Origin of the sequence: Maribacter forsetii DSM 18668, from assembly GCF_000744105.1 — a bacterium.
GTDB classification, from domain to species: domain Bacteria; phylum Bacteroidota; class Bacteroidia; order Flavobacteriales; family Flavobacteriaceae; genus Maribacter; species Maribacter forsetii.
Genome location: NZ_JQLH01000001.1, coordinates 2,737,668 through 2,750,553 on the forward strand (window position 1 = coordinate 2,737,668; position 12,886 = coordinate 2,750,553).

Annotated in this window: 12 protein-coding genes; 7 read left to right on the forward strand and 5 right to left on the reverse strand. The window is 35.1% G+C overall.

Annotation, left to right across the window (positions count from 1 at the left end; genetic code table 11):
• Positions 1–105 precede the first annotated feature (105 nt).
• From rplS to P177_RS11740, 5 genes are all read left to right on the forward strand, one after another.
• Entirely contained in the window at positions 106–456 is a 351-nt protein-coding gene (gene rplS / locus P177_RS11720) for a 50S ribosomal protein L19 (protein WP_036154956.1), read from the forward strand.
• Positions 457–1,102: 646 nt separating this feature from the next.
• On the forward strand, positions 1,103–3,319 hold the full coding sequence (locus P177_RS11725; RefSeq protein WP_036154957.1) for an NADP-dependent isocitrate dehydrogenase: 2,217 nt from the start codon (positions 1,103–1,105) through the stop codon (positions 3,317–3,319).
• A 113-nt stretch (positions 3,320–3,432) separates the two neighbouring features.
• Positions 3,433–5,832, forward strand: a complete 2,400-nt coding sequence (locus tag P177_RS11730) for a TonB-dependent receptor (RefSeq protein ID WP_036154959.1) — start codon at positions 3,433–3,435, stop codon at positions 5,830–5,832.
• Between the two features lie 3 nt (positions 5,833–5,835).
• Positions 5,836–6,738 (forward strand): DUF4249 domain-containing protein, encoded by a 903-nt coding sequence (locus P177_RS11735; RefSeq protein ID WP_036154961.1) that lies wholly within the window; start codon positions 5,836–5,838, stop codon positions 6,736–6,738.
• Complete coding sequence (locus P177_RS11740; protein WP_036154963.1) at positions 6,725–6,964, forward strand: DUF6095 family protein; 240 nt, start codon at positions 6,725–6,727, stop codon at positions 6,962–6,964. Before P177_RS11735 ends, P177_RS11740 begins: the two co-directional genes overlap by 14 nt.
• On the opposite strand, the gene P177_RS11745 is transcribed toward P177_RS11740, so the two are convergent.
• Complete coding sequence (locus P177_RS11745; RefSeq protein WP_036158297.1) at positions 6,961–7,653, reverse strand: DUF4294 domain-containing protein; 693 nt, start codon at positions 7,651–7,653, stop codon at positions 6,961–6,963. The genes P177_RS11740 and P177_RS11745 overlap by 4 nt on opposite strands.
• Before the next feature lie 104 nt (positions 7,654–7,757).
• Between P177_RS11745 and P177_RS11750 the strand changes: the two genes are divergently transcribed.
• The gene (locus P177_RS11750) at positions 7,758–8,846 is read left to right on the forward strand and encodes a M42 family metallopeptidase (RefSeq protein ID WP_036154965.1); all 1,089 of its coding nucleotides are present in this window, start codon (positions 7,758–7,760) and stop codon (positions 8,844–8,846) included.
• A gap of 43 nt (positions 8,847–8,889) precedes the next feature.
• Positions 8,890–9,444 carry an NUDIX hydrolase gene (locus P177_RS11755; RefSeq protein ID WP_036154968.1) on the forward strand — a complete coding sequence of 185 codons (555 nt, stop codon included), beginning with the start codon at positions 8,890–8,892 and terminating at the stop codon, positions 9,442–9,444.
• Positions 9,445–9,473: 29 nt separating this feature from the next.
• Here the strand turns inward: P177_RS11755 and P177_RS11760 are convergent, their stop codons facing one another.
• The 4 genes from P177_RS11760 to P177_RS11775 form a co-directional block, all read right to left on the reverse strand.
• Positions 9,474–9,908: an RbsD/FucU domain-containing protein gene (locus tag P177_RS11760; RefSeq protein ID WP_036154970.1), complete on the reverse strand. Its 435-nt coding sequence runs from the start codon at positions 9,906–9,908 to the stop codon at positions 9,474–9,476.
• 77 nt (positions 9,909–9,985) lie between these two features.
• Positions 9,986–10,756 carry an SDR family NAD(P)-dependent oxidoreductase gene (locus P177_RS11765; protein ID WP_036154972.1) on the reverse strand — a complete coding sequence of 257 codons (771 nt, stop codon included), beginning with the start codon at positions 10,754–10,756 and terminating at the stop codon, positions 9,986–9,988.
• 137 nt (positions 10,757–10,893) lie between these two features.
• Positions 10,894–12,273, reverse strand: a complete 1,380-nt coding sequence (hisS, locus tag P177_RS11770) for a histidine--tRNA ligase (RefSeq protein ID WP_036154974.1) — start codon at positions 12,271–12,273, stop codon at positions 10,894–10,896.
• A gap of 82 nt (positions 12,274–12,355) precedes the next feature.
• Positions 12,356–12,832: a DUF6495 family protein gene (locus P177_RS11775; protein WP_036154976.1), complete on the reverse strand. Its 477-nt coding sequence runs from the start codon at positions 12,830–12,832 to the stop codon at positions 12,356–12,358.
• Between the last annotated feature and the right edge of the window lie 54 nt (positions 12,833–12,886).

A 12,886-nucleotide genomic window follows, 5' to 3' on the forward strand; every position in this document is an offset into this window, starting at 1 on the left:
AAATACTTGTGGGTTTTAATTTAAATATTATTTTTGCACCCTGTTAGAACAACCTCTGACGATAATCGTGAATGTTGCTTTAATTTAATTCCAATTAAATAGACAATGGAATCATTAATAAAATTTGTACAAGACGAGTTCGTAGCTAAAAAAGATTTTCCAAAATTCTCTGCTGGTGATACAATCACAGTATACTACGAAATTAAGGAAGGTGAAAAAACAAGAACTCAGTTCTTTAAAGGAGTTGTAATACAACGTAGAGGTTCTGGTTCAACAGAAACTTTTACTATCCGTAAAATGTCAGGTACAGTAGGTGTTGAGCGTATCTTCCCTGTAAACTTACCAGCATTACAAAAAATTGAAGTTAATAAACGTGGTAAAGTACGTAGATCTAGAATTTACTATTTCCGTGAGTTAACTGGTAAGAAAGCTAGAATTAAAGAGGTAAGAGGATAAATTTCTCTCCATTATAATATTAAGCACTGTTTCATTTTTTGAGACAGTGCTTTTTTTATGAACAAAAGTGAATAACACCTGTTCATAAAGTGTTGATTAATAAATATTTATAAATTTTACATTTGAATTGTATTTTTTTGTAAATTGTAGTGTAATCGAAAAATTGGAGTGACGAAAAAACCAATTTTAAAATTACTACGAAGTTTACGTTCTTACGTATTGCTGTTCTACTTAAACATTTAATTAATATTGAATGGAGTAATTTTTAAGACTATAAGCTGTCGCTTATAGCACTTAAAATGAATTGAATTATAGAAAAACTATATACTAGGTTTCTATTTTACAATAAAGACGGCAAAAAAGAAATGATGTGTAGATGTCAGGTTACGTACCTGAGAATCGAAAAACATTTTACAACGTTGAATTAGTAAAGCGGGTGCAATCAAGGGTTGCCGTTCTAATAAAAAATTAGAACAAACTGTCCGTAAGCTTTTTCTAAAAAGCCATATCATTGTATGCGTACATTGATATGGCTTTTGTTATTTAACAAAACTTCTTCCCTAGCCTTAAATATTAAGGCATCTCCACGTTTCAAAACTTTTAGAATATCGTATATTTGTTCCGCTTAAATTAAAACAAACTGCACATGTCCAAAATTTTTTACACTAAAACAGACGAGGCGCCAGCTTTGGCAACAGAGTCTTTTTTACCTATCGTTAAAGCATTTACCAAATCATCAGGAATAGAAATTGAAACTAAAGATATTTCTTTAGCTGGCAGAATTGCCGCTACATTCCCCGAGCTTTTAACGAAAGAACAACAAGTGACCAATGATTTGGAAGAATTGGGCAATATGGCTAAACAGCCAGAAGCAAACATTATAAAATTACCTAATATTAGTGCTTCTGTTCCTCAATTAAAGGAAGCCATTCAAGAATTACAGTCTAAAGGTTATAAACTACCTAACTACCCAGACGAGCCTAAGAATGACGAGGAGAAAGGAATTAAGGCGAAATACGATAAAATTAAAGGTAGTGCGGTAAACCCGATATTACGTGAAGGTAACTCTGACCGTAGAGCACCTAGAGCAGTAAAAAACTACGCAAAGCAAAATCCGCATAGTATGGGAGCATGGAGCTCTAGCTCTAAAACGCATGTTGCCACTATGGGCGATGGCGATTTTCAAGCCAATGAAAAGTCATTGACATTGAGCGATGCCACTTCTGTACAAATTAAATTAGTTTCAGAGGGTTCTGAAACAATACTTAAAGACAACCTTGGCTTGCTTAAGGGTGAAATTATCGATGCAACGGTAATGAATAAAACTGCTTTATTAGATTTCTTAAAGAAAGAAATCAAAGATGCTAAGGATAAAGGTGTTCTTTTCTCTGTGCATTTAAAAGCAACCATGATGAAAGTGTCCGATCCAATTATTTTTGGTCATGTTGTAGAAACTTTTCTAAAACCTGTCTTTGAAAAATATGCAGACACTTTTGACACTTTAGGTGTTAGTCCTAATGATGGTTTAGCTAGTTTATACCAGAAAATCGATAAACTTCCTGCAAATGAAAAAGATGCCATCAACAAAGATTTAGATGATGCTTTAGCAAATGGACCGGATTTAGCTATGGTAAATTCTGATAAAGGAATTACCAACCTTCACGTTCCTAGTGATATCATTATCGATGCCTCAATGCCTGCAATGATCAGAAACTCTGGTCAAATGTGGAACAAAGAAGGTAAAGCGCAAGATACTAAAGCCGTTATTCCTGATAGTAGTTATGCAGGAATATACAGTGCAACTATAGATTTCTGTAAAGAGCATGGTGCTTTTGACCCAACTACCATGGGTACGGTACCAAACGTAGGACTTATGGCTCAAAAGGCTGAAGAATATGGTTCTCATGATAAGACTTTTGAAATAAAACAAGGCGGGAAAGTTCAAGTTATTGATATAGCTACAGGTAAGGTTTTAATAGAACATTCTGTAAATACAGGAGATGTTTGGAGAATGTGCCAAGTTAAGGATGCACCCATTGAAGACTGGGTAAAATTAGCTGTATCAAGAGCTAAAGCAACGAATGACCCTGCTATTTTCTGGTTAGATGAAAATAGAGCTCATGATGCTGAACTAATCAAAAAAGTAAACACTTACTTAGCAAACGAAGACACTGCTGGTTTAGATATTCAAATAATGTCTCCTATTAAGGCTACTGAATTTACTTTAAAAAGAATGAAGGCCGGCAAAGATACTATATCGGTATCGGGTAACGTTTTACGTGATTACCTTACTGATCTTTTCCCTATTTTAGAGGTTGGTACAAGTGCAAAAATGCTTTCTATTGTACCTTTAATGAACGGTGGGGGACTTTTTGAAACAGGTGCTGGTGGTTCTGCCCCAAAACACGTAGATCAGTTTTTAGAAGAAGGACATCTTAGATGGGATTCTTTAGGTGAATTTTTAGCTCTAGGGGTATCATTGGAATTCTACGGAGAGAAAAACTCAAACGCAGCCGCTAAAGTTCTTGGCGACACTTTAGATAGTGCCACAGAGAAATTTTTATTGAACGATAAATCTCCTTCAAGAAAAGTAAAGGAAATAGATACTAGAGGCAGCCACTTCTTTCTAGCTAAATATTGGGCAGAAGCTTTAGCATTACAAGATGACAATGCTGAGTTAAAAGCTATATTCTCTAAAGTAAGTGCTGATATCAATGATAAAGAAGAACAGATTATATCTGAATTAATAGACGCTCAAGGTTCTAAACAAGATGTTGGCGGTTATTACAAGCCAGACGCTGCTCTTGTTGCTGAAGCTATGAGACCTAGTAAAACTTTAAATGGTATTTTAAACTCCATTTAACCCTAAAAATTTATTTATATAATACCCTTAACTTTTGTTAAGGGTATTTTTTTTGTCTTTTAATTAGTTGTAGGAGTATCCCCTTTTTCTAAGTATTTTTACTAAAAAAATTGATGAAAGGATATTTACCGTCTATTCTTATCTCATTGCTTTGCTTCTCCTTTTCCTCATGGAGCCAACAAAAATATACTTTAAGTGGTTCTATATCCGAATCTAGTAGTAACGAAACACTTATAGGGGTTACGGTTGCCATACCTGAATTAAGCACCGGTGTTACAACCAATGAATATGGTTTTTATTCTATATCCTTACCTGAAGGTACTTATAAGGTTCTTGTTAGCTATTTAGGCTTTGAAGATATTATTAAAGAAATTGAACTTACCGAAAATAGACGTATAGATTTTTTATTACAAGAAGAAGCCGAACAGTTAGAGGAAGTAGTGGTTACCGAAAATGTGGAAAAGATGGATATTAGGAAGCCGCAAATGAGCGTTAACACGCTTTCTGTGGGTACCATAAAGAAAATACCGGTAATTCTTGGCGAAGCCGATGTCATCAAATCCATATTGCTATTACCTGGAGTTACCAATGCCGGTGAAGGTGCATCTGGCTTTAATGTTCGTGGAGGGGCAGCTGATCAAAATCTAATCTTGTTAGACGAAGCTATCATCTTTAATTCATCACACTTATTCGGATTCTTTTCTGTTTTCAATCCCGATGCCATAAAAGATGTAAAACTCTATAAAGGTGGTATACCAGCACGTTATGGCGGCAGAGTGTCATCGGTATTAGATATATTTCAAAAAGAAGGTAACAGTAAGGAGTTTAAAATGAACGGTGGTATTGGCGCCGTTGCTAGTAGACTTTTAATTGAAGGTCCTATAAAAAAGGATAAAGCTGCATTTCTTATTGGTGGTAGAGCTTCATACGCGCATCTTTTTCTACCTCTTTTCGATGTGGACAACACTGCCTATTTCTATGACCTGAACACAAAGTTAAACTATAGATTAAACGATAAGAATAATATTTTTCTGTCCGGATATTTTGGTCGCGATGTTTTTGGGATTAATGATAGTTTCGTTAACACGTACGGCAATACCGTAGGTAACTTTAGATGGAACCATTTATTTTCCGATAAACTTTTCTCTAACCTATCTTTAATTTACTCTGATTACTATTACGGACTAAAATTAGATTTTGTAGGTTTTAATTGGAATTCCGGTATTAGAAATTTCAATATAAAATATGACCTTAAACACTATGCTACAGATAAATTACAAGTAAACTACGGTGTTAATAACGTGTACTATCAATTCAACCCCGGAAAAATTGAGCCCAGTAACGCCGAGTCAGGAATTATCGAAGAACAGCTCATCCAAAAATATGCTAATGAATTTGCTGCCTATGTAGATTTTGAACACAGAGTAACGGACAATCTAAGTCTAGGCTATGGATTACGCTTTAGCCATTTCATGCGACTGGGTCAGGATGAGTTAAATGTATACGCAAATAACAACCCTGTTGAATTTGACCCTTTGTTATTAATTTATAAGGAAGCCGAACCTATTGATGTTATTAATCCCGGTAAAGGAACCACATTATCCAACTTCAGTAATTTTGAACCAAGAGCATCTTTATCATACACATTAAACGAGACCAGCTCCATTAAAGCTAGCTATACAAGATTGGCTCAATATTTACACTTATTATCGAATACAAGCTCCCCTACTCCTTTAGATGTATGGACGCCTAGCGGACCTTTTACAAAACCACAGTTGCTAGATCAATATGCCTTGGGATATTTTAAAAATATAAACGAAGGGGATTATTCTTTTGAAACAGAGGTTTTCTATAAGGACGTTCAAAACAGAATAGATTATATAGATGGCGCTAATTTAATTGCCAACAATGCCATTGAACAGGTAATTTTAAATGGTGAAGCAAGAGCCTACGGACTAGAAGTTTTACTACGGAAAAACGAAGGTAAACTTCAAGGCTGGTTAGCATATACTTTATCTAAATCAGAGCAGCGAACACCAGGAAGAACATCTTCTACAGATAATGGTCGTAGCAATATTGAAACTGGGATAAATTTTGGAAATTGGTACAACACTCCATATGACAAAACCCACGATATCTCTATGTTCATAAGCTTTGATGCAAATGACAAATGGAATTTTAGCGGTAATTTCACCTACCAAACCGGGCAACCTACCAACTATCCAATCGGTCAATTTCAGTTTCAAAACTTAACCGTACCATATTACGGTCTTAGAAATACACAGCGATTACCGGCATATAATCGTCTAGACCTTTCGGCCACATTAACTCCTAGAAAGAATAAAACCAGAAAAATAAAAGGAGAATGGGTTTTCAGCCTATACAATGTCTATAATAGAAGAAATGCTGCTTCTATTAGCTTTAGACAGAATGATGACACAGGTGTAAACGAAGCGGTCCGTACATCTATATTCGGCATTGTACCCGCTGTTACCTACAATTTTAAATTATAAGCTATGAAACGCTATTTAATATGTATACTGATAATAACAATCTTTGCATCATGCGAAGATGTTGTTGATGTTGAGCTACCAGATAATGTTAGTAGACTCATTGTTAACGGGGTAATCAGAGTTAATGAAAATGAAGAATACCTACCAATTGAAATAGTGGTTTCAGAGAGTAGTTCTTTCTTTGAAGAAAATACAGTTGCAACCATTAAAAGCGCTATCATTTATTACGGCACTCCCAGAGAAGATGCTCCAGAAATTTTGGAAGGTGGCGGAGTATCTAATTTAGCGGAAGTTGAACCTGGAAGCGGAAAATGGGTTCCGGACCCATCATTTGATAGCGACCAAAGAATTAGGGTTGGTAATATCAATGAAGGTGATGTTTTTCAACTGATGATCACTACAGATACTGAGCAATACTTAGCTACTACCACTTATGTAAAATCGGTACCAATAGACTCTTTAGAGCAAGGTGATGAAACTCTTTTTTCAGGTGACGAAACAGAAGTTATCGTAACATTTACCGATCCCGGAGATAGTGACGATTTTTACCTATTAGATTTAGATTTTGGAGAATTTTTAGTGACGGAAGATGAATTTTACCAAGGGCAGACATTTGTATTCTCTTATTTCTATGACAATGAACTTCAAGTAAACACCAGCTCTGTAGTAGATGTTAGTCTTATTGGCGTAGACGAGCCTTTTTATAATTATATGAACCAAGTTATAGTACAGTCCGGGGGTGACCAAGGTCCTTTTCAAACGCCGGCAGCTACCGTTCGTGGTAATATTATAAATATTACCGATATTGATAATGTTGATAATACAGATAATTATGCATTAGGTTACTTTGCAATTGTAGAAGAATATAAAGACAGTATAACCATAACAGAAAATGAGACGAACTGATAAAGATTTACTGGTTACAGGTTTAAAAAAATTGGCGATTACCGTAGTTCTAATGTTTACGGCGCCTATTGTATTATGGCAGGCATTTAAAAATCAAGAACACTTTTTATTTTGGCCCGTTTGTATAATTGGGATAATCCTAGCATTCTTTGCAGTTAGAACAGGTTTTAAAGGTATTATTACAATAATGGACTCAATGTTCGGAAAGAAACCAAAATCATCTTAATCCTTAGGTATTTTGGTAGTTCTCTTCCACTTATTATACAACTTATCATAGTCGTAATCTAAAACAGTTTCTTGCCGCTCTAATTTACCTTTAGAGAAAGCACGTTGTAAAATATCTTCAATTAGGTAATCTTCCTCAATCAGATCTGGGTGAAATTCTTCTTTGATACTAATACTAAAAAGCTTTGCCGTGGTATTGTACCAAAATGCACGCCATCCGTTTCTTAAATCCTTTACCAAATCAAAAGCCGTAGTACCTGTTTGCCTATAAATTAGTTTAACTAAAATTTGACCCTCTGTACGCGTTAATTTTTTCAACTCTTCAGAAAACTCCTCTTCAATAAATTTCTGTACTTTTTTAGTATACTTTTTACGTTTACGATTGTTCTTCATATTCGACAAACTATCGTTCAACTCTACCAAACGCTCTGCCGCCATTTTTGCATACGGATATACTTTTTGCGTTTTTCTACGTAAAATGTAATACCGTAATTTTTCGTCGTAAGATGAGAATTTAAGTTTACCAAATACATAAGCTTCTTGCAAGGCTATTGAACTTTGAACCAAAGAATCACCAGCAACAATAATCATCTTTTCCGTAATGGAATCAAGTTCCTGTTCTTCAACCTGGGCATTACATATAAATATGCCGCTGAATAGTAAAAAAAGAAGTAAAAAGTTATATTTCATTACCATAGGCTTAACAAAAGTCCTGCCAAAATTAACGATTATTAAAGAAGGTTATTACTAATACAACGCTAATATTCTTAAGTTTGTATTCTAAACTTATTTTGATGGCAAATAAAAAAATAATTACTAAAAAGTCTGAAGACTTCTTTGAAAAATACCTGAATAATGCTGCCCCAACTGGATATGAGTGGGAAGGGCAAAAAATATGGATGGACTACCTTAAACCTTATGTAGATACATTTATTACCGATACATATGGCACAGCAGTGGGCGTTATAAACCCTGATGCTAAATATAAAGTAGTTATTGAAGGACATTCTGATGAAATTTCTTGGTATGTAAACTATATCACAGATAACGGTTTAATTCATGTCATTAGAAATGGTGGTAGTGATCATCAAATAGCACCGTCTAAATGGGTAAATATCCATACAACTAAAGGAATTGTAAAGGGTATATTTGGCTGGCCTGCTATCCATACCCGTAAAGGAGATAAGGAAGAAACTCCTAAAATCGAAAATATTACGGTTGATGTTGGCGCCACAAATAAAGAAGAAGTAGAAAAGCTTGGGGTTCACGTAGGTTGTGTTATCACTTACCCAGACGAGTTTCAAATTCTTAACAAAGACAAGTATGTATGCAGGGCAATTGACAACAGAGCTGGCGGATTCATGATTGCCGAAGTTGCTCGTTTATTGCATGAGAATAAAGTTGAGTTGCCATTTGGACTTTATATAACAAATTCTGTACAGGAAGAAATAGGTTTACGTGGTGCAGAAATGATTACACAGACTATTAAGCCAAATGTTGCCATTGTAACAGATGTTTGTCATGATACCACCACACCTATGATTAAAAAAGAGGTACAAGGTCATACAGAAATTGGTGCTGGTCCTGTAATTTCTTATGCGCCTGCAGTTCAAAACAAGTTGCGCGAACGTATCATTAAAACAGCTGAAGATAATAAGATACCATTTCAAAGAATGGCCGCTTCTAGATCCACAGGTACAGATACTGATGCTTTTGCCTATAGTAATGGCGGAGTTGCTTCTGCATTGATTTCTTTGCCGCTACGCTACATGCACACAACGGTAGAAACAGTTCATAAAGACGATGTTGAAAATGTAATTCGTTTAATCTACGAAACACTCTTAACAATTAAAGACGGAGAAACTTTTAGCTACTTCGATTAAATTTATATAATCCCTCTTTAACCGGAGGGATTTTTTTATTTCTATGGATGAATTAATAGACATTCTTGATGCTGAAGGTAACATGACCAATACCACCGCCATGAAGTCTGAAGCACACAAAAAAGGCTGGTTTCATCAAACCGTTCATATTTGGTTTTATACTTCGGATGGAAATATTCTAGTGCAGCAACGTGGTAAAGACAAAGATGTATATCCGTTACTGTGGGATGTATCCGTTGCTGGACATATTGGGGCTGGAGAGGGCATCATAACATCTGCATTACGTGAAGTACAAGAAGAAATAGGTTTGACAATTTTACCTTCTGATTTAGAAAAAATAGGCATTTTCAAATCCGTAAAAAAGCATTCTGAAATATTAAAGGATTACGAATTTCATCATACATTTATAACTAAGCTAAAATTACCTTTTAGTGCACTTCAAAAACAGGACAGTGAAGTTGAGGCATTAAAACTAGAGTCGATAAAACAATTTAGCAAAGCAATGAAGGACACTTCAAAATACAATTATGTTCCTCATGATATTTCTTATTATAAGACTATACTTAAAGAAATATCCAGTAAAAACAACAACGTGTAGCCTTTACATTCTTCTTTAAAAAAGTGCATTTAAAAACCCGATTCTTCAGCCATTTTTACAACGCCAACAGTTAAAATTAAATTAGCGAAACGTCGTTGTTCACCTGTTTGAATAATCAGCGTGGTATTTTCATCTCTAATTTTATCATAAAAAGCCCAACGTTCCATTTTATCCCAAGTCACATCTCCCAACAAATTTTTATAGGCATCATGAATTTCTGCATTGGCTTCCGCAGGCTTTTCCATTACTATAGCACCTTGTACAGGACAAACTTCTAATATACCTTCTAACACAGTGAGTGCATCTAACAATCCAGGGCGAAAGTTTAAATGAACCGTTGTTGAATTAGGACCTGTCATTGCACCAACAGGTAAATTACCATCTGCAATAACCACTTGTGCAAAATGACCTGAGCGCCCAAGCGCTTCCATAATTGTAGGATGAATAACCGGAGTCTTAAGCATAATTATATTTTAAGAAGTATTAGAATTAAAAACTAGTCACCCTAAAGCGACTAGTTTTACAATGATTTTATCGAATATTACATGTTGTAAACTCCGCCATTTATATCAAGCGTAGCTCCAGTAATAAAGCCATCATATTCAGAGGCTAAATACAACACAGCTCTGGCAACATCATCTGCATTACCGGCTCTTTGAATAGGAATACCTTTTGTAGTTTCTGCTGCAGATTCTTTAGTGGTATGTGTATTGTGAAATGAGGTGCCTAAGATTAGTCCTGGTGCAACCGCATTAACTCTTGTTCCCTGAGGCCCCAATTCTGATGCAAGTGCCCTTGTATAGGTTAAAATAGCTCCTTTACTTGTAGAGTACACCAATGATCCAGGGTGACCGCCTTTACGCCCAGCTAAAGATGCCAAATTAACAATGCTACTATTTTCATTCTTTGCCAAATATGGTGCTGCTGCTCGTGTAACGAACATCATTGAAGTCAAATTAATATCCATCACCTTGTGCCAAAATTCTGCTTCCATTTCGCTTAGTAACTTTCTAGCCACTAAAGACCCGGCATTATTTACAAGAATATTTAGACCGCCTAAAGCTTCAACCGTTTTTTCAACTAATGCATTTGCATCTTCTTCTTTGGTTAAATCCCCAGATATTGCAATTGCTTTTAAATCCTTATCGGTCGCGTACTTTACCAATTCATTTGCAGTATCTGAACTAGAAAAATAATGAATAGCAACATTGGCACCGCTATCAATAAAATGCTTGGTAATTGCCTCTCCAATTCCTTGAGCACCGGCTGTTATGAGTATATTTTTTCCAGATAATTTGTTACTGTTCGTCATGATGTTGTAATTATAAAACTTGATTTAATTTTGATTTAATCCTATATCAATTATACAATGTAGAATTGCACAACCAAATTGGTTAACCAAATATAATCAAAAATGACTCAGTAAACTTTTATCTGATTTTAAAGTAGTTAGCTCAAGTAATTTACAAAGTCTGCAACTTTGTTTAAACTATACTTTTCTTGTGTACCTTCTTTCATGTTTTTTACAACGAATGAATTCTCATCCAACTCTTGTTCCCCAATCAAAACTACATAAGGTACATTACGATTATTGGCATATTTCATTTGTTTTTGCATCTTGGCACTAGAAGGATAAATATCGGCTTTAACACCTTGCTTACGTAATTGACTTACCAGTTTTAAGGCTGCCATAGCTTCTTTATCTCCAAAATTGACACACAATACTTGTAGAGATTGGTCAATTGCCTCTGGGAAGAGCCCTAAATCTTCTAAAACCAAATAAATACGATCTAGACCAAACGATATTCCTACTCCACTTACGTTCTTCAAACCAAAAATACCGGTAAGGTCATCATAGCGACCGCCACCACCTATAGACCCCATTTTCACACCTTCTGGCGCTGCAACCTCAAAAATAGCTCCTGTGTAATAATTAAGCCCGCGTGCAAGAGTAACATCTATAGATAAATTAGCGGATTGCAAGCCTAAAACAGCTATGGTTTCTAAAATAAAACGAAGTTCTTCCAAGCCTTTTTTACCTTCTTCAGAATCTTTCAATAAGGCATCTAAACGCTCTAATTGCTCATCGTTACTTCCTTGAGGTAAAAATAATGGAGATGCCTTTTCAATTGCTTCCTCAGAAATCCCCTTAGCAAGCATTTCTTTTTTAACTCCGTCCTCCCCTATTTTATCTAACTTATCTAAAGCAACGGTAAAATCTATAAGTAAATCTTTAGCTCCTATAACTTCTGCTATACCTGCTAATATTTTTCTATTGTTCATTTTTATGGTTGCCCCTTCCAATTTTAAATCGGAAAATACGGCATCATATAACTGAATCAATTCCACCTCTTGTAATAAGGAATCTGACCCCACTACATCAGCATCGCATTGAAAAAATTCTCTAAACCGACCTTTTTGAGGTCTATCCGCTCTCCAAACGGGTTGAATTTGATAACGCTTAAAAGGGAAATCCAACTCGTTTTGGTGCATTACTACGTACCGTGCAAAGGGAACGGTTAAATCATACCGCAAGGCTTTTTCTGTAATTTTTGGAGCAATACTGTTTGAATTTTTGTCCGCATAAGTAGCATCATCTACCTTTCTAAGAAAATCTCCGGAATTCAAAATCTTAAAAATCAATCGATCACCTTCTTCTCCATATTTACCCAATAACGTATCTGAATTCTCAAAAGAAGGGGTTTCAATAGGCTGAAAGCCATACGTTTGAAAGTTTCTTTTAATGATGTCAAATATATAATTACGCTTTGCAATTTCTGATGGATTAAAATCGCGGGTTCCTTTTGGTATGGATGGTTTCTGTGCCATTAATTTTTTATTGTATTACAAATATAGCCTTCAAATAACTAAGACAATATTCCTATAGTATGAATACTAGATTATTATTGTTTTATTTGGTAACGATTATTTTTTCGAACCATTTATACAATTCTCCTTTTGTTATAACCGCTCCTTGCTGAAGTAACAAAAACTTGTCTACATTTTTATCATCAGTATAAGCTTTTGCAGCGGTCAAATATTCTACGAAATCTGATTGCCAATTTCTCTTGAACCAGTCAAAACCTATTGGCGTAGTTAAGTCAATTTCAGGATTCATCACTTTTACCGATATCAATTTCATTTCTTTTTCGGTTAAATGAAATAGGTGCATTTGCTTGTCTGAAATATTCTCTAAATAAGAAACTTTAGTCAGCACTCCTTCCCATACCAAATCGCTAAAAACATCTAACTCTTCCTCCGCTACTTCTGGTTTATCCTTTTTTATAGTATCCCACTCATCGCCAGTTATAGATTGTGTTGCCAGAAAATTAATAAATTCTGGATGCAACTCTTCTAATTGTTCTTTTGTTAGCCTCGTATATTTCATTTTGCAAAAATAAAAAGCCCCAACATATTTGTTAGGGCTTTTACAACTTAATTT